Here is a 22,019-nt window from a genome sequence, read left to right as displayed (position 1 = left end):
CGCGACCACTTCCGGTTACCGCTGCTGCTGGTCGGCGGCATCGTTGCGCTGCTGCTGTCGATCGCCGTGGCGATCACGATCGGCCCCGCGCAGCTGCGGGTCGGTGATGTGTGGGCGGTGGTCGCCGACCGGCTCGGCCTCGCGGCCTCGGAGCTGTCGCTGATCCGCGAGGGCATCGTGTGGAACCTGCGGCTGCCGCGCACGCTGCTGGCCGCGATCTGCGGCGCCGGGCTGGCGGTCTGCGGGGCGATCATGCAGTCGTTGCTGCGCAACCCGCTGGCCGACCCGTTCGTGCTGGGTGTGTCCTCGGGGGCCTCCACCGGTGCGGTGCTGGTGATCGTGCTCGGGGTGGGCGGCGGCGCGCTGTCGCTGTCGACGGGCGCGTTCGGCGGTGCGCTGTTCTCGTTCGCGCTGGTGCTGTGGTTGAGCCACGTGCTCGGCGGAACCACCGATCGCGTGGTGCTCTCCGGCGTCGCCGCGATGCAGCTGTTCTCGGCGCTGACCTCGTTCATCGTGCTCACCTCCGCCGACGCGAACACCACCCGCGCCGTGCTGTTCTGGCTGCTGGGCTCGCTGAGCAACTCCAGCTGGACCGAGGTCGGGTTGTGCGCGGGGGCGCTGGTGCTGACCATGCTGGTGTGCGCCGGTCACGCGCGTGCGCTGGACGCGTTCGCCTTCGGCGAGGACGCCGCTGCCACGCTCGGCGTGCGGGTGGCCCGCACGCGGCTGGTGCTGCTGTGCGTGACCGCGCTGCTGACCGCGGTGCTGGTGAGCTCCTCGGGAGCGATCGGGTTCGTCGGCCTGGTGCTGCCGCACGCCACCCGCGCCCTGTCCGGTCCCGGCCACGCGCGGCTGCTACCGGCGACGGCGTTGTCCGGTGCGATCTTCCTGGTGTGGGTCGACACGCTCAGCCGCACCGTTCTGGACCCGCAGGAGATCCCGGTGGGAGTCATGACCGCGCTGATCGGCGTGCCCGCGTTCGTGCTGATCCTCTACCGCGCGAGGGAGACGCGATGAGCGAAGGACTCGCGGCGAACCGGGTCTCCCGGGCGCTCGGCGGGAAGCCGGTGGTCGACGGCGTCAGCATCGCCCCGCGCGAAGGCGAGACCGTAGGCCTGCTCGGGCCCAACGGGTCGGGGAAGTCGACGCTGCTGCGGTTGCTGGCCGGACTGCTCAACCCCAGCACGGGCGTGGTCACCCTCGACGGGCGCGAGCTCTCCGGGGTGGACCGCCGCACGCTGGCGCGGCGGGTGGCCGTGGTCGAGCAGAACACCGACACGCAGGTCCCGCTGACGGTGCGGGACGTGGTGCGGCTGGGCCGCATCCCGCACCGCAAGGCCTGGCAGCAGGCGAGCGCCGAGGACGCCGAAGCGGTTCGCGCCGCGCTGGAGCGCACCGGTCTGACCGGCAAGGTGGATCAGCGGTGGCAGACGCTGTCCGGCGGTGAGCGCCAGCGGGTCCAGATCGCCCGCGCCCTGGCCCAGCAACCCCGCGAGCTGCTGCTGGACGAACCGACCAACCACTTGGACGTCCAGCACCAGCTCGAACTGCTCGAGCTGCTGGTCGAGCTGCCGCTGACCACCGTGGTCGCGCTGCACGACCTGAACCTGGCGGCGATGTTCTGCGAGCGGATCGTGGTGCTGCAGCAGGGCTCGGTGGTCGCGGCGGGCGAACCGTCCGAGGTGCTCACCGAGCCCCTGATCGAGCAGGTCTACGGCGTGCGCGCCGAGGTCACCCAGGAGCCCGAGGGCCACCCGCACGTCCGCTTCCTCCGCACCGGGGCCCGGGCGCGACTCGACGATGCGCGCAGCGGTGCCCGAGCAGGCTCGTGACAGTTCTGCCTAGAACTGCAAGCTCACGGCGCCCGAAATGTCCGCACAGTTTTAGGCAAAACTGTCAATCCTCACCCGCCCGAGCGGATCCTCCTCTAGCTCCGGAGCTCTTCGCCCGGGCCGGGGGGAGCAGCTCTGCGACTCCGCCCGCAGCTCCTGATGGAGGCCGCGAAACGGCGTCGCGACGTGCTCGCCACCGAGTCCGCTGAGACCCGCGGCGGTGCGGGTTGATTCCCGGCGGAGTCGAGCTCAGGGCTGGGCCCGGCGGTTCTCCACGGTGGCGATCCCGGCCTTGCAGTCCTTGGCCACGCGCCGGTGCCGTGCGAACCGCTCCAGCAGGCCGAACGGCTCGGCCGAACCGGGTTCCTCGTCGCCAGGACGCGGACCGCCGTCACCGGCCAGCACGTGCAGGACCTCGCCGTGCAGGGTTCCGCCGCGATACCAGCGCTCCCAGCGCTCGAAATCCGGGCTGTTGCGGTGCCCCAGCACGTAGGCGGGCTCACCGTCGCCCTCGAGCGAGGCGCCGTCGCGGGGCCACAGCTCCACCCGCGAGTCCTGTCCCGGCTCCGGCCAGCGGGCGGCGGTGACCACAGTGGCCTGCGGTTCGTTCGCCGGGTGCTCGGGATCGCGGGAAGGCCGAACCAACATCGCGTCGCCGGGATTCGCGCGGGCGGGCAGTGCGCGCACCTGACCGAAGGTCGTGAGCGTGACCAGGGCGCGCGGCACCCACCACCAGTTCTCCCTGCGGTCGAGCAGGCTGTCCGCGCGCAGCCGGGTGGGCGGATGCTTCGCGATCTCCTGCGGGAGCAGGTGCTCGACGAACTCCTCGCCCTCGAGATCCCACCGCACTTCGACGTCGCCGGTGGCGACCAGCGTCCTCGACGGCTCGCGCACGACGAACGCGGCGCGGTCCGGCAGTGCGTCGAGATCGTCCAGCTGGGACAGTGGAACCGCCGCGCACGGTGTGCGGTCGGCGAGCCACGTCAGGGGGACGACCGGCATGCCCCGCGCGGCACCGGGAGTCGCCCAGAGGATCTCGGCGGCGAAGGCCCGAGACCAAGCCGCAACCATTTCGTCCCGCATGACACCTGTGTAACGCCGGGGTGAATTGCTACGTTCTGACGCGAACTTTAGTCGGTCTCTCCGGGATTCCCGTGCCGGGCTCAGCTCCGCGACGGCTCGCTCGGAGGAACCGAACCCTACAGTGCGATACGAGGAACCCCATGCCCGCAGTCGTCGTGCTGGCAACCGCACTCGCGGCACTCGCGCTAGCCTACCGCTACTACTCGGCCTACTTGGCCAAACGGGTCTACGCGCTCGATCCGAGCTTCACCACGCCCGCCCACACGTTCCGGGACGGCGTCGACTTCATCCCCACGAACAAGCACATCGTGTTCAGCCACCACTTCATCTCGGTGGCGGGCGCGGCGCCGATCGTCGGTCCGGCCACCGCCGTGTTCTGGGGCTGGGGACCGGCGCTGATGTGGGTCGTGCTGGGCACGATCTTCGCCGCCGGTGTGCACGACTTCGGCGCGCTGGTGATCTCGGTCCGCCACAAGGCGCAGAGCATCGGCACGCTGACCAGCGAGATCATCACACCGCGCGCGCGGACGCTGTTCCTGCTGATCATCTTCTTCCTGGTGACGATGGTCAACGCGGTGTTCGCCGTGGTGATCGCGATCCTGTTCACCTCGAACCCGGAAGCGGTCCTGCCGGTGCTGCTCACCGTGCCGTTCGCGATCGGCGTGGGGCAGTACGTCTACCGCAAGCGCAGCGTGGCGATCGTGCCCGCGCTGCTGGCGATGGTGCTGATCTACCTGAGCATCCCGATCGGTCAGGTCATGCCGATCACGCTGGACGCGCCCGCGGCGGCGATCGGCATGGAAGCCCAGACGCTGTGGATCCTGCTGATCTTCACCTACACGTTCTTCGCCTCGCGCCTTCCGGTGTGGATGCTGCTGCAGCCGCGCGACTACATCAACCAGATGCAGATGGTGCTGGCGCTGGCGGTCATCATCATCGGCGTCATCGTCGGCTGGGACTACATCGTCGCGCCCGCCGTCAACGAGGTGCCCGCGGACTCGCCGCCGTGGTTCCCGCTGCTGTTCGTCACCATCGCCTGCGGCGCGGTGTCCGGCTTCCACAGCCTGGTCAGCTCCGGGACGACGTCGAAGCAGCTGGACAACGAGGCCGACGCCCGCTACGTGGGCTACCTGGCGTCCTCCGGTGAGGGCCTGCTCGCGCTGTGCGCGATCCTGGCCTGCACCGCGGGCGTGGCCGCGACCGCGGGCGAGTGGAACTCGCTCTACACCGACTTCGACACGGCCTCCGACGGCGCGGTCGGCTACTTCGTCGACGGCGTCGCGCACTTCGCCACGAACCTGGGCATCCCGATGGGGCTGGGCACGATCTTCGCGTCGCTGGTGGTCATCAGCTTCGCCGCGACCAGCCTGGACACCGCGGTGCGGTTGCAGCGCTACATCATCCAGGAGATCGCCGAACTGGTGCACATCCGGCCGCTGGCCCGCAACATCACCGCGGCGAGCTTCCTGGCGGTGCTGCTGCCGCTGGGCGTCGCGCTGATGCCCGGCGACTTCGCCTTCGGCACGCTGTGGCAGCTGTTCGGCACGACCAACCAGCTCACGGCCGGCCTGGCGCTCGCCGTGGTCGCGGTGTGGGTGACCAAGAGCAACCGCAACCCCCTCGCGGTGCTCATCCCGTGGGCGTTCCTGGTCGTCATGACCTCGTGGGCGCTGGTGGTGCAGTTCCAGCAGTTCGTCACCTCGAACGACCCGCTGCAGGCGTACTTCCTGGCGCCGCTGGACGGCGTCATCTTCGTGCTGGCGCTGTGGATGGTCGTCGAAGCCGCGATCGCCTTCCGCAATGCGTGGCGGCAGCGCACCGGCATCGACGAGACGGCACCGGAGAAGCGCTGACCGGAAATCCGCAGCAGAACGGGCCGCGTCCACACCGCTGGACGCGGCCCGTTCTCGCGCGCGGGCAGGACGAAGGCCCCTGTGCCCTCCGGCCGAGGCGTGCCACGCTCGTATCCCGAGCGCACCTGGGGTGGTGGTGGAGATGCCGAGCCTGCGCTACGCCGTGCTGTGCACCGCGACGATCGCGCTCGTCGCGGGCGGGTGCACCATCGAGTTCCCGACGACCGTGACCGCCCCACCGGAACCTCCGGCGCCGAGCGCGCCACCTCCTGCCGCAGCACCCCAGCCGCCACCTGCCGCACCCCAGGCACCGCCGGCAGCCGCACCTCGGGCGGCACCGAGCCCGGCGACGCACGACTGCCAGGTCCTGCAGGGCAGGGGCATGACGTATTCGGAGGTGCTGGGGTACTGGTCGTCGCTGGGCCTGCCGCAGGACATGGACGATGATCGCGACGGCTGGCCGTGCGAGACCATCTACGGCGACCAGAATCCCGGCCTCTCAACCGCGCAACCGGGTCTGACCACGCATGATTGCCAGGTCCTGCAGGGGCGGGGGATGACGTATTCGGAGGTGCTGGGGTACTGGTCGTCGCTGGGCCTGCCGCAGGACATGGACGATGATCGCGACGGCTGGCCCTGCGAGACCATCTACGGCGACCAGAACTAGAGCCTTCGCGTGCCGAGGCGGCCCGGGAAGCAGATCAGCGAGCCCGCGACCTTCGCTGATGGGACGCCGCGGCCCCAACCGGCGCTCAGAGCAAGATCGATGCCGAAGCCGGAAGCACCTTCCGAAGTCTGTTCGAATACCCGTGCCCGCACACCGACTGTCGAGCACACCTCTTCGGGACCGGAAGGCACGTGAGGCGCAACTGCTCCGAGCGCATCGGGTCGGCTGCGGGGTGAAGGTTCCTGATGCTTGTCCGCGCCCATTCCGACCAGCAGTAGCTGACGCAGCAGCACCGGTTCGGTTCGTCCCAACCCCTTCCGATCGAATACGGTGGCAGCGCATCCGTTTCGTGCGGGGGTGGGATGTCATGTCCTCGGCGCCTGATCGGCCGGTGCTTCCGGCGGTAGCCGACGTGCTGGGCCGCGACGGTGCGTACCGGGACCCGGTGTGGCAGCTGACGGTGCAGTTGACACCGGTCGAGCGGGAGCTCATGACGTGCTGGTGGGTGCGCCGGTTGCACTTCGTCGCGCACGCCGGGGCAGCCGCGATCGGCACCACTCAGACGTATTCGCGCCTGGAGCACTCACTGGGGTTGCTGGCGCTGACGGCGCACTTCACCCCTGATGATCGGACGGCACGGGTGGCGGCGCTGTTGCACGACGTCGGGCACCTGCCACTCAGTCATACCTTCGAGGGGGTGGCCGGGCTCGATCACCACGATCTCGGAAAGCGACGCATCGCAGACCTAGCCGACACGCTGCATCGCCACGGACTCGACCCGGATTCGGTCGTCGCGACCGAGACGGGCAAGCGCAGGTCCGCGCTCAGCGGAGCGCCCGGTTCGCTGAAGTTGGACCACTTCGAGTCCTTGCTGCGCAGCGGGCAGGCGCACGGACGCACGGCGGAAACACCGAGCGCTACGCTGGCGCGAGTCCGGGTCCGGGACGGCTGCGTCACGACCGACGCCGAGACCGCGGAGTACCTCGCAGGACTGGTGGCCGGTGAAGCGCGCTGGCTGTGCTCCGAAACCAACGCGATCACGAATGGCGCGACGCGCTACCTCGCCGGTCTGATCCTCCGGGACGCCGACTCGCATCGCCGCGACGAGGTCGCCGCGATGACGGATACCGAGTTCTGGGCGCTGCTGCTGACCCACCCTCGGACCGCGGCCCACGCGCGGAGCCTGCGGAGCGATCCGTGGTCCTGGAGCATCGTCGAACCCGGCGACCAACCGACCACCGGTCCGACCTACGAGGTCAAGCAGCTCTACCTCGACATGCCCAGGGTCGACGGCTCACCCCTCGCAGCCACGCATCCCGCCTTCGAGCACCTGCCCGACATGCCGTGGCGATGCGACCTCCGGCCCCCACCGGACATCGGCGGTCACCGGTGAAGTCCGTTGGACGGCCGCATCCGAGCTCAGCGCTTGACGGCTTCCGCGATCTGCAGGGCGACCTCGTCGGGCGTGCGGTGCGTGGTGTCGACGACCTCGGCCTCGTGGTGGAGCCAGGCGCGGGACGCCGCCGCGTAGGGCTCGAGGTGTTGCGGGCGGAACGCGGAGGGACCGAGGTCGGCGTCGCTCTCGATGCGACGGCGGAGCGTGCTCAGGTCGGCGTGCAGGACGAAGTGCCGCACCGGGATGCCGTGCTGGGCGAGACCCGCGGAAATCTCGCGCCAGTGCTGCTCGATCAGGACTGCCATCGGCATCACGAGCGTGCCGCCGGTGTATTCGAGAACGTGACGGGCGGTCTCGACGACCAGCGGTCGCCACGGCGGCCAGTGCTGGAAACTTCCCGTCCAAGGCAGACCCGGGGTGATGTCCATGAGCGTCTCGCCGACCTTCTCGGCATCGAGCACTCGAGCGTCCGGGATCAGCTGCTGAACGAGCGCACTGGTCGTCGTCTTACCCACTCCGTGGGTGCCGTTGATCCACACGATCACGCCCTGATGCTAGGGGAATGATGAAGACCGGCCTTGGACCTACCAAAGCAGGCGGAACCGGCCTTAGGAGATGTTCATTTTGGGTGTGCGTGGCGGTACTCGGAGCGGAACCTCGGACGCCGCCGGGCTCCGGGATCCGCGACTCGAGTAGCCACCTGCGGGGCGCTGCGACTGTCCTCGCCCGGACGACGGCCCGAACATCAGTGACGCATGCTGATTCGCCACCTCCAAGAACTGGTGGCAGACGGTGTGATCGACAGGGACGACGCCGAAGCAGTCCCTCCACACGTGACGTATTCGGTGAACGAGCACGGGCGCACCTTGATGCCGGTGGTGCAGGCGCTGTGGGACTGGTGGCAACCACCTCGAACAGCCAGGCCTGACCAGCCAGGAAGTAAGCGCACGGATCCGTCCGACGACTTGGCCGAGGAGCAGTTGCTCAAATGAACCGGATGCAGGCATGTCATCGGAAGGCTTTGCGAGTTTCCGGTGTGGTCATGCGTGTATTTCTCGTGATGAGGAGGGTTGAGTCATGGCCCCTGACCCGACAGCCGGACCGGCTCCGGCGCCGAAACCGGTGATCGATTGGCGGGCCGACTGGCGGCGTGCTCACTGGGGGCTTTACGTCCTGCCGGGGATGGCGATCGTCGTGTCTGTCCTTCTGCTGGTCGACGATGTTTCGCCGACCAGATTGTTGAGCGCCTTGGTGGGGATCCTGTCGATCGTCGTGAACTTCTGCGGAGGGCGCGTGGTCAAGCCGTGGCAGGTCTTCGTTCTGCTGCCCGGGACCGTTGCTCTTGCCTTCGTCGCATTTTGGCTGACGGGACTCGGGTGAGATGACGGAAGTGGGATCGGCTTCGAGGAGCCCGCTGGGAATCCGTTCCAACGAACCCTTCTCGCAGTCCGCCGATGGATGTCTGCTGCCGTGCCGATGATTGAGCTGGTTCCTGGTGTCCGGTCGCATCGTTGGGCGAGATCTTCCATCATTCAGCGGGCGGTGGGACCGGAAGGTGGGCAGATCCGCTTCGCGACGAACTCGACCCGGGTTGCTACGTCGGCTCGGGGAAGATCGATGATCTGGTAGTCGAGCTCGGCGTAGACCTCGACCATCGCTTCGTAGGTCCGTTCGGCTTCGGCGAGATCTTGTCGTCGCTCGTCGTCCTGCTCGAAGATCTCCGGCCACGGTGGCGCCATCAGCACGCGCTGGTGATAGCGAAACTTCCGGGCTGCGGCGTAAACGTGCGCAGGCACGGTGAGACCGGCCAGCCGCAGGTACCCCACCACGTCGGGAACGCCTCGATCGAACAGCACGAGCCCGGACCGTCGCTGTGCCCATCGGTAAGACCGCATCTCCCACGCCAGCATCAGCTCGGCGAACAGCGTCCGATCCGACCAGGGCAGAGCCGGTCCACCGATGGCCACCTGATCTTGGATCACCCCGCGACCGGCTTCTTCTGTACTGCTCAGGCCGTCGCGGCTGAGGGCCTCCAACAACGTGCTCTTGCCGGATCCCGGCCCGCCGGTCACCACCACGAACCGGTCGATCTCAACTCCGCTCACAACAGGCCCCAGAGCCCCCTTCCTGCTCCCCGCACGTCCGATCGAGATGCGCAAACAGGCATGGTGCCGGTGAGTCAACCCGTTCGGATCAAAGACGCGGACCAGCTCCGCCACCAGGAAAGGGCCGTTGCCACGCACCGCGTTCAGCGCTTACCAGTTCTGATCGATCGGTGACTTCGCGTCCTTCGGTCGGCCGTCCTGAATCCGGCTCACAGATCAGAGTGACGGGGGTTGGCGCACTTGGAGTGCACAGCCCGACCCCGCGAGATCCGGATCGGGCCCTGCTGACCTCCGGATCGGGTCCTGCTGACCTGCGAAAAGGTGGGGCAGGTGGGACTTGAACCCACGACCTGACGGATCATGGGACTAGTTCGACGATCGTTGCCACTACCTGACACAGCCAGGCGGGTTTGCGGCCGCAAACGCAGTTACGTGCCGCCTTCTGGCGATGTTTGCCGCCATTTCCCATGGGTAAAGCATGGAGATGATCTCGCGGGGGGCACTGTGGTTTGGCCTCGTCGAGATCCCAGCGATCATCGGCATCCGTGTCGTTCGGCCAGTATCAGCGCTTCGTCCGTGCCCGCTTCGTCACGGATGGTCCTCTTCATCGAAGTAACCGAGTGCCCAAAGATCTTCCGCTTCGGCTTGCCAGACTTCTTCCTCCTCGCGGTCAAGCGTGGCAATGACAGCCGCTGTCTCCCTACTCAGTGCTCCAACGTCGACCAAGTCCATGATCTTTTCATCGAATCCGAGTCCGAATATGAGGCTTCCCCCCGGGAGTTCCCGGAGGGCTCGACCAGCATTGCCCTTCTCTCCAGGCGAGCCAAGGGTGACGTCGTCCAGCCATATGGCTTCGTCGAGGTGTTCAAGGGCGTCCCGAAGATTCTTCAAGTCAGTGTCGGTGCTCGGCGGTTGCTGCTGCCTGCCGCGAGCGTGTCGCGCGTGCCACCGATGGAACTGGTAGGCAGCCCAGACGACTTTCTGAGAAGCGACCCAATGCCGTCGAAATAGTCGAACGAGTTCTGCGTCCGAGACCGCCCAGTCGCCCTCGCGTTCTTGGAATCGGCTAAGGCGATAATGTTCATCCCGTACGGTGCGGAAGTCTTCGATAAGCCGTTGGACTTCCTCGGCCCATGCGCGCAGTAAGACCGGCCATTCTGAGTAGTTCGTCACGATCGTGAACTTTACGCTGCGCAAGCGCGGTTGTGGCCGTTTCTCCTGGGAACATCCCAAGGGAGGGCCTCTGTCCTCACCCCGTCGACCTGGCGAAGCCCTCATCAGGCCGTGTCAAGGGGGCAACCGCCGATGGCCACGGGACGTCACGTGCGTGAGCTTGCCCCCTTGACGCGGGCTGATAGCCCTTGTGGAGGTCGATGGGGTGAGGACAGAGCTGCCACGACCGGACCGCAGCCGATGTGCTTGCCCCCCTCACCCCGGAGACCTGCCCGTCCGGCGAGGACATCTTTGAGCTTCAGCGTGGACTTCTCATGCGGCGCGGGGCCGCCTGCCTTCCGGTCTGGCCGGGACGCGGGCGCCCGGACCGGCCGGAGGCCGCATGCCCGGCGTCCCGCTGTCCCGGCCAAGAAACAGCAGGCAGGCGGCCCCGCAGGGGCCGCCCTTGATGAAGAAAAGAAACTCTGAACACACGCACCGTGTGGCTTGAGAGGGTCCCGGCCGGTAGGGGCGTGTTGGGCCAGCTCAGGAGGGTGCGGAGGGCAGCTGCATCCTCGGCAAGCCGGTTCGAGTCGGTGATGGCCTCAGACCCGTTTTGGGGCAGGAGAGGGAAAGGCCGCCCTGGTGCTGGGTCCTCGACATAGCGCGGCAGCAGGTGGGTGTGCAGGTGCGGCACGGTGTTGCCCAGGGTCTCGTAGTTCATCTTGAGCGGCTGGTAGAAGTCGTTCAGCGCTCGGGCAACCGTCAGGACGTCCCGCCAGTACGCGGACGCTTCGGCGTCGGTGAGCTCAAACGGTTCGACGACGTGCCGGCCGCGCCAAATAACCAGTGTGTAGCCGGGCTGGATCGCGGCTCGTTGCAGCACCGCGTCGGTGTGCTCGGTGGCGTGGATGCGAATGCCGTACTGGTCTTCGTCCTTGCGCTCCGAACGGCACATCTCGCAGCTCGCGCCGCTGATCCTGTCGGCCCAATCAGGCGGCCATCCGCTGGTCATTGGCTTGATGTCGCCTTTCCTGCTACTCGTAGGCGCGGAGCACGCGTTCGGCTACGAGTCGCCATCTTGGGTCCTCAAGTGTCGGTCTCGCCAGTACGGTTGGTGCATGACCTTGGTCGAGTGGGCGTACGAGGTGTCACAAGCGAAATTGGCGGAGCCGCTTCCGAGGCGTTGGGCGCATGTCCAGGGCGTCGCGGCGCGCGCTCGAGAGGTCGCCAGCGCCGTGGGTGACGACGCTGCCCTTCTCGAGGCTGCTGCTGTCCTCCACGACGTGGGGTATGCGCCGGATCTCGCTACGACTGGTTTCCACCCGCTCGACGGAGCCCGGTACCTCGAGCAGATCGACGCGCCGGATCGCCTCATTCATCTGGTCGCGCATCACTCCTACGCCGCGCTCGAAGCCGAACTTCGCGGGCTGGCCGACGAACTGGCCGATTACAAGGATGAAGGCACGGCCACGCGAGATGCGCTGTGGTGCTGCGACCTGACGACCACGCCGGACGGTGAGGCCACGGACGCGCGGGACCGGATCGCGGAGATCAAGCAGCGGTACGGCCCTGGCGATCTCGTGACGACCTTCATCACGAACGCGTCCCCGGAACTGCTTGCCGCGGTCGACCAGACTTGGACGAGGGTCCGGCAGGCTAGCTGAGATAGGGCCTGCGCCGGTTCTCCAGCGCGTGATCAATCCGGAGCCTCACGGACGGGTGGATGTTCAGGCTCGGCATTCGCGCGCCCGGAACCCACTCCACTCGCTTGGATTCCGAGCTCGTGCGCCGCTCACCGCCGACGGGCTTGGCGCGGAAGGTGATGGAGAACTCCTGGCGGACTTCGCCGTCGTCGTAGGCGATGACGTGGCTGGGGTCTGAGTAGATGCCGGTGACGTCGACGACCTCGACCAAGACCCCTGTCTCCTCCTCGACTTCCCGAATGACTGCTTCGCGGGTCGTTTCGCCGAGATCTTGCGCGCCGCCAGGGATCGCCCACAGCCCGTTGTCGGTGCGCTCGATCATGAGGACCTCGCCCGCGTCATTCGTGACGACCGCAGCAACGGCGACCACCAGGCTGTTCGCAGCCGGTGCGTTGGGGGCGTTGTAGTAGTCCTTCTTCGGCATGGTGGCCTACCGATTCCCGTGGTCAGCGGACGCCCAGATGACATCGAAGCTGTCGGCATATGTGGCGAACATGTCGCCATCGGTGAGCTGCCGCAAGTGAAGCGCCGGTGCGTGTGCGGCAACCTTGCCGTACACGTGCGGATTGATGATCATTTCGTCGTCAAAGCGGTAGATGGAGTTGTAGAGCACGGTCCCGTGGGTCCGGATCTCTACGTTTGGGACATCCACGATCGGCTCGAAGTACGCGAGGGCGTGGTCGACCTTCGCGGAGATCGTGTACTTGCCGATCCCCTCGTCAAGGCTTCGCTGGATCACGGCGTCGCTGTCGCGGTCGCCAAAGAGCAGGCGCACCTCCGCGCCATCGCGCGCCTTCTTCTCGAGCAGGTTCAGCAGGCCGGGCTTTTCGGTCAGGAACATGCCGACGTAGACGAGGATGTCGATCTGGCTGGTCGCTGCCGCAAGCAGCCGATCCCAGAGGTCTGGCGGCACGGCGCTGCGGTGCGGGTAGACCTTCACGATCTCTGACTCGCTTACGCGGTCCCGTTCTGCGGCCGATACCGCGTCGGGCCAGAGGTAGGACTCGCGCTCGCCCAGCTTCGCGGCGGCGGCTTGGCGGTAACGTCGATAAGGGGCGCGGCCGTTGCTGATCCACCTTCCCACGGTCTTGGGATCAACCTTGATCGCTGCCGCGAGCTCTTCCGGGGTTAGTCCTTTGGCCTCGATCGCGTCGCGAAGCCGTTCGTTCTGCATTTGGCGTCTCCCGTGACGTCTTGGGACGGCTGGGAAAGCCGGGACGTCCTGAGCCGTCCGGCTGTGCGGTGAACGCGTCCGCGCTGTTCGGCGAACCTTGAGTTGTAGGGCAAGAGCTCGACGGGGAAGGAGGAGCAGAGATGAGCATCGCGCCCGGCCACGGAGTTAATCGGCCGACTCTTGCTCAAGATGCTCGAGTCGAGCGGCGAGCGCGCGGACCTCGGACTGGAGCTGACGTAGTTGCTGCGTCACCTCGGCCAGTGATTCGCCAGTCTCGTCCGCAGCTGAGTCCGTTGGTGGCTCCAGGGCGTAGTACCCCAGCCCCGAAACGGCTTCGGCGTAGCCATCTTGAGCGAGCTGGAGAAGCGCCTTCTGCGCGGTCATCGAGGACACGTCGTGGTCCTTGGCCAAGGAGCGCACGGAAGGGAGCTTCGAGCCGGGCGGAAGGTCGCCGTTGTCGATCTTCTCCATGATCGACAGGGCTAGCTCCTGGTAGGGGTGCGCGGCCACACGCTGCGATTTCACGAGGTCACCGTACCTAGACGACGTAATACGCGCTAGATCACCCGATCAGACCAATGCGCACCGTACTAGCACAGTGCTATGGTGAACTAGTACGACAAAGAACGATCTGATACACGGAGGTAGAGATGCTGAGGAACATTCCGGCGAACATGCAGGGCTACAAGCTGATGGTTACCGAGCCGCCGCAGCCCAAGATGCGCGAGAACGACAACGGCATGCAGGAGATCGCGACCGACCGCAACGGTGTGCAGCAGTTCGTCGTGTCGCTGTTCGCGAAGCGCAAGGCTCAGCCCGGCGAGTTCGCGGGCAAGGGCGAGGAGATCCGGGTGACCCTGACCGCCGACCCCGGCGAGGGCTTCGAGGAGGGCGCCTACGTCCACCTGATCGACGCGACGGTCAGCCACTGGGAGAACAACGGCCGCTCAGGCCTGTCGTTCAAGGCGAACGGCCTGACCCCGGCGGGCGCGGACCTGTCGGCCGCCGCCTGACGAGTGCACGTTCGCACCTTCTCTATCTGACTTTCTAAGCCGAATTCCGGCTGCTTGCTGTTTGAGAATTCCAGAGTGGGCCGAGCTATGCCCAAAACCGGTGGGAATTCGCCGCCGGGAGGGCTTTATTGGCCCCTGGCCACTGCGTGTTCCGGGGGTCTTTATGGCTCTCAACGAAGGGAAGTGATGAGTGATGTCCCTGAAGTACTGCCCGGCGTGTGACATCAGCGCCGACCGGTATTCGCATTCGCAGGATCAGTTCTGCAGCCACCGCATCGCGGGGGAGGTGAGTGGCTAATGGGTTGTCAGCACTGGTTTTTCTTCGTCGACCCCGACGGGATGGCGCACTGCCAGGACTGCCCGCACAGCTGGAAAGCCTGCTGAAGGCAAGGCAAGAGAAGGGAGTGAATCGATGGCTTATTCGACCAACTCTGCTCGTCTCGCGGATCTGGCGCGGAGGCTGCGGGTGATTGAAGACGAGATCCAACGGTGTGATCGCGCGGCTGCGGTGCGACGAAAGACCGCGCAGGGCGCGTGGAAGACGGTGTTTATTCGCTCGGCTGTCGATCAGGCGGCCGACGACCTCGACGAGATCAGTGAGGAGTGGGCTGATGAAGGGATTTAACGGTATTGGCTTTCACGGCTCGGGCTGCCTGGGCGGAAAGCAGGTGATCCGCCATGCACGCTGAAACGGACTTGTTTGGAAACCCGGTCGCCCCACTGGAAAAGCGTGAACAGCGACGTCCCGAGGTCAATGACATGGAGTTGATCGAGAAGGTGCTGCGGGCGGCTTCGCGGGTCGGGTTCGTGCTGGTCGGCGTTCGTGAGGACGTCTACAAGCGCCTCCAGGACGACGAGGTGGAGCGCGTGCCGGAGCACATCGACGCGGCGGTGCACCAGCTGATCGAGGCGAAGTGGCTGGAAATCGGCGGCACGCACCACGTGCGCTATGACCGCTACCAAGGCCCAGCCCGGTCGGTGCTGATCCCGACGCGCTCGCGACGCACGGCCTACCGGTGGGCCGCCCTGCAGCCGCTGCCGAAGGCGGCCTGATCGCGATGGCGAAAACCTGCTCGCCCTGGTGCGACCAGGCCGCCGACGATCCGGCCTGCCGATCCTGCCGCCTCGCGCCGCTCGGGCCGGGCGAGACCGGCGAGGCGAAGTTGCGGCAAGCGCTGGCGGCGGTGCTGTTCGAGCTGAAGTTCTACGAAAAGGAAGTCGACGTATCCACCGATCTGCCGTTCTCATTCCAGGTCAACGACACCCGCGCCGAACTACTCGACACCATCGGCGCGATGCGGGGTTGGGCCGAGACCCACCTGAATGAGGTTGAGGGAAGGAAGCAGCGATGAACGATCCCGAGGAGGTGATTCGCCAAACCGGCGCGTGTCTGCGGCGATTGCAGAACATGGAAACCCAATTCACCGTCACCGGGCCATTCCAGTTCCGTGATGCTGGCACGTACATGGCGTTCATGGACGCCCTGCAGCGGGCGCAGTGGACGTTCGAGCAAGCACTGACCGATATCGAGGACTAGGAGGACGGGATGCAGGTTCAGGCGGCCAACCGCCACGCGATGACGAAGTACCAGGAGTTGATGACCGCGATTGCTCTGGTGCGCACCGCGTTGGATGAGGCCAAAAAGCTCCACAAGAAGATTCAGGAGCCCGGCGAGACCGATTGGCGGGTTCCGGGCCGTGACGAGATCGAGGGCGGGCACTCCAAGGCGGCCGTGCAGTTGACCTCGTTTCACGACGCGACGGTGAAGTGGGAAAAGGAACTCGTCTCGAAGGGATGGAGGGTCTGATGAGCAGCTACCAGGTGACGGCCACGATCGAAGATCTCGACAAGGCCATGAAGGCGTTGCGCGAGGCCATGAAGGGCCTGCAAGTGCGCACGGCGGGCTTCAAGAAGGACCACGACGAGCTGGCTCGGGCGGTGGCCAACTACAAGGTCGACCTCGAAGACGTCGCCCCCTACATCCAGGCGAAATAACCCGAACCAGTACGCACCTCCAGAGGGGCTCGGCTGCCAACGCGGTGGCCGGGCCCCTTTTCTTCGTCTACGCATGGGAGTTGATCAGTCATGGCATGGGCCAACCGACGCAAGGGCATGGAATGGCGCGCGGCTGGCTGGATGGCACGCCACCCCGCCATCACCACCACCCCGCCCGCGCTGGCGGCCAGCGTGCTCGAACTCGGCCCGGTCACCACCGGCGGTGCCGTGGCTGCCCTCGGCGCGGCTGGGCTGTCCTGGTACCGGGGCCACCCCGAGACCTTCGACCGCTGGGTCGCCCCCGCTCTGCGCTCGGCTCGGCGGAGATGGCTGCGCTACGTCGGGCACCGCTGGCGCGGGCTGATGATCGACTGCGAGTTCGGCCGCGAGAACCGCCGCACCGGCCACATCGAAGTGCCCCGCCTGCTGCGGGTCCGCTCGGCCTCGCCCTCGATCGACACGCTCTATGTCAAGGTCCTGCGGGGCCAGTCGCTCAAGCGCTTCCAGGACGCCACCGACGAACTCGCGATGGCGCTACGGGCTGACGCGCTCGGGATCGTGAAGGTCAAGCCCGGGGTCATCGCGCTGACCGTGGTGCGGGGCAACCCGTTCGAGCAGGTCATCGACCCCGCAGAGATCCCCGCGGATTCCTCGGATGTGGACCTGTCGGCGCTGTATCTCGGTGAGGACGAGTACGGCAACGACTGGACCGAACCCCTGATCGGGCAGCACTGGCTCGGAGTCGGCGCCACCGGCTCGGGTAAGGGCTCGCTGATCTGGAACCCCCTGCGCGCCATGGGACCTGCCATCCGCGACGGGCTCGTGCGGGTCGACATGTGCGACGTCAAAGGCGGCATGGAGGCAGGCAACGCCCGCCCGCTGTTCCACGAGTACGCCGACGAACCCGGCGAGGCACTCGAGGTCATCGAAGCCTTCCGCGACGACATGAAGACCACCCAGCGCGAGCTCGGGGAGGCGGGCAAGCGCAAGTTCACCGTCAGCCGCGAGACCCCGCTGCGGGTGCTCATGGTCGACGAGCTGGCCATGATGACCGCCCTCGGCGAATCCGGCATCACCCGCAAGGCCGTCAAGCTCCTGGCCGAGATCATGACCCAAGGCCGGGCCTCCGGCTTCTCGGTGTGCGCCTACCTGCAGGAACCGACCAAGGACATCCTCCCGGTGCGGGACCTGTTCACCCGCCGGATGTGCCTGCGCACCACCGCCGAGAACCACGCCGACATGGCCCTGGGCGAGGGGATGCGGGTCAAGGGTGCGCTGGCTGACGAGATCCCCGCCGACGAGGAACACGCCGGAATCGGCTTCCGCGTCGACCAGTACTCCCGCCGCCCGGTGCGGGTGCGCGCGGGCTACGTCGCCGACGACGACATCACCGAACTCGTGCGCACCTGCACTCCAGAGCCCATTGATTCCAACGTCGTCGAGTTCCGCCGTAACGACGAGCAAGACGAAGCCGCCTGACCCGAATCAGTACGCACTGTTCACAGAGGAAGGAACGAACCGATGAAGCCCGTTGTGCACGTGGAACTGACCGGCAAAGCGATCAAGACCGTGCTGCTGTTACTGGCCATCGCCACCGCGATCCTGACGTTGGTGTGGTTGTTGATCAGCCCCGCCTACGCGATCGCCGGAGGCATCGGTGTGGTCCTGCTCGTGCGGGGCCTGTATGCCCTGTTCACTCCTAGCACTGAGTAGGAGGCTGGCGTGTCCGAACCCAACGAACCCGACCAGCCAGAGCCCGACACGTCGGAGGTGGACAAGGGGCAGACGCGGCGGGTCCGCAAGCTCGGAGACCGCATCTCCGAAGCCCGTCACCTGCGCGGCCTGATCCGCGACCCGGACCTGCAGGCCGTGGAGATGGAACGCAGCGGACGGCGGACCTTGGTGGGGTTGTGGTTCTTCCTGAGCCTGGGGCTGGTGTTCACCACCGCTGGCGTGCAGCGCTTCCTCGCCGGGAAGACCACGATGGCGGAACCGTTGTGGTGGGCGGCCTGGACCGTCGAGCCGATGTTCGCGGGCCTGTTGATCGTGCTGCTCAACTTCGAGGCCGTGATCCTGTCCCACGGCATCAAGCCCGATCACGAGTGGTGGTCACGGCTCAAGCACGTGCTGCTGGCCTCCACGATGGCCATGAACGTCATCCCGCAGATCATGCCGCTGGCCACCGGCCGGTGGGAGGCGTTCAACCTGGGCTCGGCGGCGGTACACGCGATCATCCCGGTGATCGTCTACGGCATCGCCGAAGTCATCCCGGTCATCCAAGCCCGGCAACGGCAGGTCATCCTCGCCGCCTACGAAGCCGCCGACACCACCACGGCAGCCAGCCCACCGGCTCCGGAAGCACCACCGGAACCGCCGAAGCCTCCCGATCCTGCGGTCGGCACGGCACCGGTGGAGCGTCCGACCGCAGAGATCCCGAAGGCCATTAGCAAGGGGCCGAAGCTGCCGCCCCCGATGGCTCAGGCCGTCCAGTCGGCCTACGCCCGCGCCCAGAGCGAAGGACGCGAGTTCACCGCCGACGACATCCACGCCGTCATCAAGGTCGCGCCCGACCTGGCCGACCAGATCGCGGCCAGCTACACCCAACCCACCAACGGACACGCCATCGCGTAACCCGTTGCCGCACAACTGAAAAGCACCGATCGCTCGGCGGGACGCCACCCGGCGAGCACAAGACCCCGGTGACGTCCCGCCCCTGTCCTTCGTCAGGAGGTGGACCGTTGTCACCGACCGCGCTGATGACCGCACGCGACTACCGCGCACTGGCCGCTGACGGCTTCCAACGCCGCGCCCGTGCCGCGCACTTCGCCGAGTGGCGCGCCGAGACCGCCAGCACCGGCGGCTGCACCCACCCGGTCCGACTCTCCGGCTCCTGGGCCATCCAGGACAACACCACCGGCTCGGCGCTGGCCTCCCGCACCGGGCACATCACCGTCGCGTGCGGCAACCGCCGCGAATCGGTCTGCCCCTCGTGCTCGGATCGCTACGCCGCCGACGCCTTCCACCTCCTCCGAGCTGGACTGTCCGGCGAGACCAAGGGTGTGCCCGCCTCGGTCGCCGACAAGCCCCGCCTGTTCCTCACCCTGACCGCACCGAGCTTCGGACCGGTCCACAACCGCCGGGCACCCGCCGGTAAGGCCATTCCGTGCCGCTGCGGCGAATACCACCACCCCGACGACCCGCGAATTGGCCAACCCCTCGATCCCGAGGGCTACGACTACACGGGGCACGTGCTCTGGCAGGCCCACGCCGGAGCGCTCTGGCACCGCTTCACCACCTACCTCAAGCGCCACCTCGCCCAGGCCGCCGGACTCCCGCAGCGCGAGTTCGCCCAACAGGCACGGCTGTCGTTCGCCAAGGTCGCCGAGTTCCAGCGACGCGGCGTGATCCACTTCCACGCCGTCATCCGCCTCGACGGCCCTGACGGCGCCGGTGATCCGACCCCGAGCTGGGCTACCTCCGAGGTGCTCACCGAGGCCATCCGCACCGCACACGCCAACACCGTCATCACCTCACCCGAGGTCAACGGCCACACCTGGGAGCTGGCCTTCGGCGAACAGCTCGACATCCGCCCGATCCGGCCCGCCCACGCCAGCCAGGTCGAAGACGAACACGGTGTCATCACCGATGACCGGCTGGCCTCCTACGTGGCCAAATACGCCACCAAGGGCACCGGCAAGAGCGAAGCCGTCGACCGCCGCATCCGCACCCAAGCCGACATCGACCGCCTGACGGTCACCGACCACCACCGCCGCATCATCCAGACCGCCTGGGACCTCGTAGCCCCCGTGCCCTGCCCGGACTGCCACCCCGAGGGCTTCCACACCACCGAGGGCTGCGGCTGTCGGCACGCCCAGTACTGCCACACCTGCGGCAACGGCGGCGAAGTCACCCGCACCACCCGCCTGCACCGGCTCCACCCCGAGCTGGCCGACAAGCCGGACCCCTTGGATGCGCTCAAGCCGCGCCACTGGGCCCACATGCTCGCCTTCCGGGGCCACTTCCTCACCAAGTCCCAGTACTACTCCGTGCCCTTCCGGCACATCCGCGACGACCGCCGCCGCTACCGGCACGAAGAAGCATTGACCGAACTCGGAGTTTCTGACGATTCGATCACCGTCATCAACGACTGGTCCCTGGTCAGCGTCGGCCACCGCACCGAAGAAGAACGCGAACTCGCAGCGGCCATCGCCGAACGCCAACGCGAAACCCGCAAACACCGCCTCGCCAACGAAAGGAAGGACTAGCCATGATCCGCAACCTCTGGGGACCCCAGGACGTCGCCGACTACCTCGGCGTTCCCGTCGGCACCGTCTACCAGTGGCGCAGCCGTGGTGGCGGACCTCCTGGGCGGCGAGTTGGCAAGCACGTCCGCTATAAGCCCGACGAAGTCGAACGATGGTTCGAGGACCTTCCCGGGGAGGTGATCTGATGCCTCGCCCGTCACTCGAAGTCGGGACGTACGGCAAGATCCGTACCCAGAAGACCTCCACGGGCTACCGAGCCATCACGCAGTACCGTGACTTCGACGGCGTGACTCGGCAGGTCGAGCGGACGGGGCCGTCGGCGGCGAAGGCGACCCGGAAGCTCAAGAGGGAACTCGCCGACCGGCTCGCGCCGGTGCAGAACTCCGGCTTGTCGGCCGACTCGAGATTCCGAGAGGCCGCCGCGCTGTGGGTCGAGGAGTTCGAGCGATCTGTCGAGGAGGGCGTGCGCTCTCCGACCTCGCTCGACACTTATCGCGGCAGGCTCGACAGCTACGTGCTTCCACCGCTGGGCGAACTCCGGCTACGAGAGGTCACGACCTTCCGTGTCGAGCAGACCTGCCAATCGGTTCGACGCAACCTGAGCGTCGATTCGGCACGGACGGTTCGCAACATCATCTCGGGGATCTGCGGTCTGGCCGTTCGCTACCGGGCTATGCAGACGAACCCTGTCCGCGACATGAGCGCACTGGAAGGACGTCGCAAGGCATCCCGGGCGCTGGAGGCCGACGAGATGAAGGACTTGCTGCACGAGCTCGACACCAGCGACTTTGCTGTCCGCCACGACCTGCCCGACCTGGTGCGCTGGTATGCCGGGACCGGAGTCCGGACCGGCGAGGCGCTGGCGATGCACTGGACGCACTTGGATCTCGAAGCCGGAGTTGCCGACTGGGCGGGCAATCTGATCCGGGCAAAGGGAACAGGCCTGATGGTCAGCGATGGCAAGACCGAGGTCTCGGAACGCGACCTGGTGTTGCCGGATTGGTTGACCTCGATGCTGCGTGATCGGCGCACGAGGGTGGGGGAGCGGTTTGGCTGCGATCCCGACGAGCTGACAGGCCCGGTCTTTCCCAACACCAAGGGCGGGCTCCGCGACAAGCACAACACCCTGGCTCGGTGGAGAGAATTCCGAGCGGGGACTGACTACCCGTGGGTGACCTTCAAGACCTTCCGCCGTTCGGTCGCGACCATCCTGGATGAGGCCGGGCTCAGCGCTCGCGAGATCGCCGACCAGCTGGGGCACTCCAAGGTCTCAACGACGCAGGACATCTACATGGGGCGCCGAGTGAAGAGCCGCAAGGCCGCTGAGGCGCTGGGAAAGGCCGAATGGTTCGGTAGGTGAAATGAGGGAGGTGCGGATCAACCGTGCCTCCCTCATTTCGTTTGCCGCTCCGATGAGCCTGAGCCGGAGCTCGAGCGGTCGTCACCGGGCCGTCCGAGGTTGAGTGGTTCGTCGGGTAAACCATGGAAAAAGCATGGACACGATCAAGGCGCTCACTTCTGAGTGCGGCTTGACCAGGGAAGATGTGGGGCAGGTGGGACTTGAACCCACGACCTGACGGATTATGAGTCCGCTGCTCTTACCAACTGAGCTACTGCCCCCGGCCGTGCTCTCGATAACCGAGATCGTAGCGAGGTCACAGCGCGGTGGAGGCGCCGGGTGGAGGGGCCGTCCGGCCTACCCCTCGTTGGTCGGATCGGTTGAAACGCCTGCGCAGTCCCGTTGCGAAGCCCGGTCTAGTGATCAGCATCGGGTATCG

General features: G+C 66.8%; 29 protein-coding genes and 1 tRNA gene. 21 read left to right on the top strand and 9 right to left on the bottom strand.

The window, feature by feature from the left end; translation table 11 throughout:
* Positions 1-21: 21 nt before the first annotated feature.
* Positions 22-1,017: a FecCD family ABC transporter permease gene (locus tag ABD289_RS14715; protein WP_425564690.1), complete on the top strand. Its 996-nt coding sequence runs from the start codon at positions 22-24 to the stop codon at positions 1,015-1,017.
* Positions 1,014-1,832, top strand: coding sequence for an ABC transporter ATP-binding protein (locus ABD289_RS14710; RefSeq protein WP_344131791.1), 819 nt, complete (start codon positions 1,014-1,016; stop codon positions 1,830-1,832). Before ABD289_RS14715 ends, ABD289_RS14710 begins: the two co-directional genes overlap by 4 nt.
* A gap of 249 nt (positions 1,833-2,081) precedes the next feature.
* On the opposite strand, the gene ABD289_RS14705 is transcribed toward ABD289_RS14710, so the two are convergent.
* Positions 2,082-2,915 carry a hypothetical protein gene (locus tag ABD289_RS14705; protein ID WP_344131788.1) on the bottom strand — a complete coding sequence of 278 codons (834 nt, stop codon included), beginning with the start codon at positions 2,913-2,915 and terminating at the stop codon, positions 2,082-2,084.
* Between the two features lie 140 nt (positions 2,916-3,055).
* Here ABD289_RS14705 and ABD289_RS14700 point away from each other — a divergent pair, with 140 nt between their 5' ends.
* The 3 genes from ABD289_RS14700 to ABD289_RS14690 all read left to right on the top strand — a co-directional run bounded on the left by ABD289_RS14700 (position 3,056) and on the right by ABD289_RS14690 (position 6,828).
* A complete protein-coding gene (locus ABD289_RS14700) occupies positions 3,056-4,768 on the top strand; it encodes a carbon starvation CstA family protein (protein ID WP_344131784.1) in 1,713 nt (570 codons plus the stop codon).
* Positions 4,769-4,910: 142 nt separating this feature from the next.
* Positions 4,911-5,435, top strand: coding sequence for a hypothetical protein (locus ABD289_RS14695; RefSeq protein WP_344131781.1), 525 nt, complete (start codon positions 4,911-4,913; stop codon positions 5,433-5,435).
* 367 nt (positions 5,436-5,802) lie between these two features.
* On the top strand, positions 5,803-6,828 hold the full coding sequence (locus ABD289_RS14690) for an HD domain-containing protein (RefSeq protein WP_344131778.1): 1,026 nt from the start codon (positions 5,803-5,805) through the stop codon (positions 6,826-6,828).
* 26 nt (positions 6,829-6,854) lie between these two features.
* Here the strand turns inward: ABD289_RS14690 and ABD289_RS14685 are convergent, their stop codons facing one another.
* On the bottom strand, positions 6,855-7,376 hold the full coding sequence (locus tag ABD289_RS14685) for an AAA family ATPase (protein ID WP_344131774.1): 522 nt from the start codon (positions 7,374-7,376) through the stop codon (positions 6,855-6,857).
* A gap of 210 nt (positions 7,377-7,586) precedes the next feature.
* Here ABD289_RS14685 and ABD289_RS14680 point away from each other — a divergent pair, with 210 nt between their 5' ends.
* Both ABD289_RS14680 and ABD289_RS14675 read left to right on the top strand, forming a co-directional pair.
* On the top strand, positions 7,587-7,823 hold the full coding sequence (locus ABD289_RS14680) for a winged helix-turn-helix transcriptional regulator (RefSeq protein WP_344131771.1): 237 nt from the start codon (positions 7,587-7,589) through the stop codon (positions 7,821-7,823).
* Positions 7,824-7,908: 85 nt separating this feature from the next.
* Positions 7,909-8,211, top strand: coding sequence for a hypothetical protein (locus ABD289_RS14675; RefSeq protein WP_344131768.1), 303 nt, complete (start codon positions 7,909-7,911; stop codon positions 8,209-8,211).
* A 152-nt stretch (positions 8,212-8,363) separates the two neighbouring features.
* Here the strand turns inward: ABD289_RS14675 and ABD289_RS14670 are convergent, their stop codons facing one another.
* From ABD289_RS14670 to ABD289_RS14660, 3 genes are all read right to left on the bottom strand, one after another.
* Positions 8,364-9,050 carry an AAA family ATPase gene (locus ABD289_RS14670; protein WP_344131765.1) on the bottom strand — a complete coding sequence of 229 codons (687 nt, stop codon included), beginning with the start codon at positions 9,048-9,050 and terminating at the stop codon, positions 8,364-8,366.
* Between the two features lie 474 nt (positions 9,051-9,524).
* Positions 9,525-9,827: a hypothetical protein gene (locus ABD289_RS14665; RefSeq protein ID WP_344131762.1), complete on the bottom strand. Its 303-nt coding sequence runs from the start codon at positions 9,825-9,827 to the stop codon at positions 9,525-9,527.
* A 580-nt stretch (positions 9,828-10,407) separates the two neighbouring features.
* A complete protein-coding gene (locus ABD289_RS14660; protein WP_344131758.1) occupies positions 10,408-11,103 on the bottom strand; it encodes an HIT family protein in 696 nt (231 codons plus the stop codon).
* 106 nt (positions 11,104-11,209) lie between these two features.
* On the opposite strand from ABD289_RS14660, the gene ABD289_RS14655 reads away from it, so the two are divergent.
* Positions 11,210-11,755 (top strand): HD domain-containing protein, encoded by a 546-nt coding sequence (locus ABD289_RS14655; RefSeq protein ID WP_344131755.1) that lies wholly within the window; start codon positions 11,210-11,212, stop codon positions 11,753-11,755.
* Here ABD289_RS14655 and ABD289_RS14650 read toward each other — a convergent pair.
* The 3 genes from ABD289_RS14650 to ABD289_RS14640 all read right to left on the bottom strand — a co-directional run bounded on the left by ABD289_RS14650 (position 11,748) and on the right by ABD289_RS14640 (position 13,493).
* Positions 11,748-12,218, bottom strand: a complete 471-nt coding sequence (locus tag ABD289_RS14650; protein WP_344131752.1) for an NUDIX domain-containing protein — start codon at positions 12,216-12,218, stop codon at positions 11,748-11,750. The two genes, ABD289_RS14655 and ABD289_RS14650, sit on opposite strands and share 8 nt — an antisense overlap.
* 6 nt (positions 12,219-12,224) lie before the next feature.
* A complete protein-coding gene (locus ABD289_RS14645) occupies positions 12,225-12,968 on the bottom strand; it encodes a helix-turn-helix domain-containing protein (protein WP_344131749.1) in 744 nt (247 codons plus the stop codon).
* A 165-nt stretch (positions 12,969-13,133) separates the two neighbouring features.
* On the bottom strand, positions 13,134-13,493 hold the full coding sequence (locus ABD289_RS14640) for a winged helix-turn-helix domain-containing protein (RefSeq protein WP_344131746.1): 360 nt from the start codon (positions 13,491-13,493) through the stop codon (positions 13,134-13,136).
* Positions 13,494-13,618: 125 nt separating this feature from the next.
* On the opposite strand from ABD289_RS14640, the gene ABD289_RS14635 reads away from it, so the two are divergent.
* The 13 genes from ABD289_RS14635 to ABD289_RS14575 all read left to right on the top strand — a co-directional run bounded on the left by ABD289_RS14635 (position 13,619) and on the right by ABD289_RS14575 (position 21,601).
* Entirely contained in the window at positions 13,619-13,981 is a 363-nt protein-coding gene (locus ABD289_RS14635) for a hypothetical protein (RefSeq protein ID WP_344131743.1), read from the top strand.
* A gap of 412 nt (positions 13,982-14,393) precedes the next feature.
* The gene (locus ABD289_RS14630; protein ID WP_344131740.1) at positions 14,394-14,606 is read left to right on the top strand and encodes a hypothetical protein; all 213 of its coding nucleotides are present in this window, start codon (positions 14,394-14,396) and stop codon (positions 14,604-14,606) included.
* A gap of 134 nt (positions 14,607-14,740) precedes the next feature.
* Positions 14,741-15,034, top strand: a complete 294-nt coding sequence (locus ABD289_RS14625; RefSeq protein WP_344131737.1) for a hypothetical protein — start codon at positions 14,741-14,743, stop codon at positions 15,032-15,034.
* The gene (locus tag ABD289_RS14620; RefSeq protein WP_344131733.1) at positions 14,998-15,333 is read left to right on the top strand and encodes a hypothetical protein; all 336 of its coding nucleotides are present in this window, start codon (positions 14,998-15,000) and stop codon (positions 15,331-15,333) included. Before ABD289_RS14625 ends, ABD289_RS14620 begins: the two co-directional genes overlap by 37 nt.
* Positions 15,330-15,518 (top strand): hypothetical protein, encoded by a 189-nt coding sequence (locus tag ABD289_RS14615; RefSeq protein WP_344131730.1) that lies wholly within the window; start codon positions 15,330-15,332, stop codon positions 15,516-15,518. The genes ABD289_RS14620 and ABD289_RS14615 overlap by 4 nt, the downstream gene beginning before the upstream one ends.
* A 9-nt stretch (positions 15,519-15,527) precedes the next feature.
* Positions 15,528-15,788 carry a hypothetical protein gene (locus ABD289_RS14610; RefSeq protein ID WP_344131727.1) on the top strand — a complete coding sequence of 87 codons (261 nt, stop codon included), beginning with the start codon at positions 15,528-15,530 and terminating at the stop codon, positions 15,786-15,788.
* Complete coding sequence (locus ABD289_RS14605) at positions 15,788-15,976, top strand: hypothetical protein (RefSeq protein ID WP_344131724.1); 189 nt, start codon at positions 15,788-15,790, stop codon at positions 15,974-15,976. Before ABD289_RS14610 ends, ABD289_RS14605 begins: the two co-directional genes overlap by 1 nt.
* A gap of 90 nt (positions 15,977-16,066) precedes the next feature.
* The gene (locus ABD289_RS14600) at positions 16,067-17,455 is read left to right on the top strand and encodes a cell division protein FtsK (RefSeq protein ID WP_344131721.1); all 1,389 of its coding nucleotides are present in this window, start codon (positions 16,067-16,069) and stop codon (positions 17,453-17,455) included.
* A 42-nt stretch (positions 17,456-17,497) separates the two neighbouring features.
* The gene (locus ABD289_RS14595) at positions 17,498-17,689 is read left to right on the top strand and encodes a hypothetical protein (RefSeq protein ID WP_344131718.1); all 192 of its coding nucleotides are present in this window, start codon (positions 17,498-17,500) and stop codon (positions 17,687-17,689) included.
* Positions 17,690-17,698: 9 nt separating this feature from the next.
* The gene (locus tag ABD289_RS14590) at positions 17,699-18,607 is read left to right on the top strand and encodes a hypothetical protein (RefSeq protein WP_344131716.1); all 909 of its coding nucleotides are present in this window, start codon (positions 17,699-17,701) and stop codon (positions 18,605-18,607) included.
* Between the two features lie 107 nt (positions 18,608-18,714).
* A complete protein-coding gene (locus tag ABD289_RS14585; protein WP_344131713.1) occupies positions 18,715-20,241 on the top strand; it encodes a replication initiator in 1,527 nt (508 codons plus the stop codon).
* A 2-nt stretch (positions 20,242-20,243) separates the two neighbouring features.
* A complete protein-coding gene (locus ABD289_RS14580; RefSeq protein WP_344131710.1) occupies positions 20,244-20,426 on the top strand; it encodes a helix-turn-helix domain-containing protein in 183 nt (60 codons plus the stop codon).
* Positions 20,426-21,601 carry a site-specific integrase gene (locus ABD289_RS14575; RefSeq protein ID WP_344131707.1) on the top strand — a complete coding sequence of 392 codons (1,176 nt, stop codon included), beginning with the start codon at positions 20,426-20,428 and terminating at the stop codon, positions 21,599-21,601. The genes ABD289_RS14580 and ABD289_RS14575 overlap by 1 nt, the downstream gene beginning before the upstream one ends.
* Positions 21,602-21,786: 185 nt before the next feature.
* On the opposite strand, the gene ABD289_RS14570 is transcribed toward ABD289_RS14575, so the two are convergent.
* Positions 21,787-21,861 (bottom strand) — tRNA-Ile (locus ABD289_RS14570).
* Positions 21,862-22,019: the final 158 nt, after the last annotated feature.

It is taken from the genome of Saccharopolyspora halophila, from assembly GCF_039531955.1.
Taxonomy (GTDB): Bacteria; Actinomycetota; Actinomycetes; order Mycobacteriales; family Pseudonocardiaceae; genus Saccharopolyspora; species Saccharopolyspora halophila.
This window is presented reverse-complemented; position numbering and strand designations above follow the sequence as displayed.

What these genes read in the sequence shown, in the direction of transcription:
- ABD289_RS14710 (WP_344131791.1), top strand. Translation starts at nt 1,014, where the DNA reads ATGAGCGAAGGACTCGCGGCGAACCGGGTCTCCCGGGCGCTCGGCGGG.
- ABD289_RS14705 (WP_344131788.1), bottom strand. Translation starts at nt 2,915, where the DNA reads ATGCGGGACGAAATGGTTGCGGCTTGGTCTCGGGCCTTCGCCGCCGAG.
- ABD289_RS14700 (WP_344131784.1), top strand. Translation starts at nt 3,056, where the DNA reads ATGCCCGCAGTCGTCGTGCTGGCAACCGCACTCGCGGCACTCGCGCTA.
- ABD289_RS14695 (WP_344131781.1), top strand. Translation starts at nt 4,911, where the DNA reads ATGCCGAGCCTGCGCTACGCCGTGCTGTGCACCGCGACGATCGCGCTC.
- ABD289_RS14690 (WP_344131778.1), top strand. Translation starts at nt 5,803, where the DNA reads ATGTCCTCGGCGCCTGATCGGCCGGTGCTTCCGGCGGTAGCCGACGTG.
- ABD289_RS14680 (WP_344131771.1), top strand. Translation starts at nt 7,587, where the DNA reads ATGCTGATTCGCCACCTCCAAGAACTGGTGGCAGACGGTGTGATCGAC.
- ABD289_RS14675 (WP_344131768.1), top strand. Translation starts at nt 7,909, where the DNA reads ATGGCCCCTGACCCGACAGCCGGACCGGCTCCGGCGCCGAAACCGGTG.
- ABD289_RS14660 (WP_344131758.1), bottom strand. Translation starts at nt 11,103, where the DNA reads ATGACCAGCGGATGGCCGCCTGATTGGGCCGACAGGATCAGCGGCGCG.
- ABD289_RS14655 (WP_344131755.1), top strand. Translation starts at nt 11,210, where the DNA reads ATGACCTTGGTCGAGTGGGCGTACGAGGTGTCACAAGCGAAATTGGCG.
- ABD289_RS14650 (WP_344131752.1), bottom strand. Translation starts at nt 12,218, where the DNA reads ATGCCGAAGAAGGACTACTACAACGCCCCCAACGCACCGGCTGCGAAC.
- ABD289_RS14645 (WP_344131749.1), bottom strand. Translation starts at nt 12,968, where the DNA reads ATGCAGAACGAACGGCTTCGCGACGCGATCGAGGCCAAAGGACTAACC.
- ABD289_RS14635 (WP_344131743.1), top strand. Translation starts at nt 13,619, where the DNA reads ATGCTGAGGAACATTCCGGCGAACATGCAGGGCTACAAGCTGATGGTT.
- ABD289_RS14630 (WP_344131740.1), top strand. Translation starts at nt 14,394, where the DNA reads ATGGCTTATTCGACCAACTCTGCTCGTCTCGCGGATCTGGCGCGGAGG.
- ABD289_RS14625 (WP_344131737.1), top strand. Translation starts at nt 14,741, where the DNA reads ATGGAGTTGATCGAGAAGGTGCTGCGGGCGGCTTCGCGGGTCGGGTTC.
- ABD289_RS14615 (WP_344131730.1), top strand. Translation starts at nt 15,330, where the DNA reads ATGAACGATCCCGAGGAGGTGATTCGCCAAACCGGCGCGTGTCTGCGG.
- ABD289_RS14610 (WP_344131727.1), top strand. Translation starts at nt 15,528, where the DNA reads ATGCAGGTTCAGGCGGCCAACCGCCACGCGATGACGAAGTACCAGGAG.
- ABD289_RS14605 (WP_344131724.1), top strand. Translation starts at nt 15,788, where the DNA reads ATGAGCAGCTACCAGGTGACGGCCACGATCGAAGATCTCGACAAGGCC.
- ABD289_RS14600 (WP_344131721.1), top strand. Translation starts at nt 16,067, where the DNA reads ATGGCATGGGCCAACCGACGCAAGGGCATGGAATGGCGCGCGGCTGGC.
- ABD289_RS14595 (WP_344131718.1), top strand. Translation starts at nt 17,498, where the DNA reads ATGAAGCCCGTTGTGCACGTGGAACTGACCGGCAAAGCGATCAAGACC.
- ABD289_RS14580 (WP_344131710.1), top strand. Translation starts at nt 20,244, where the DNA reads ATGATCCGCAACCTCTGGGGACCCCAGGACGTCGCCGACTACCTCGGC.
- ABD289_RS14575 (WP_344131707.1), top strand. Translation starts at nt 20,426, where the DNA reads ATGCCTCGCCCGTCACTCGAAGTCGGGACGTACGGCAAGATCCGTACC.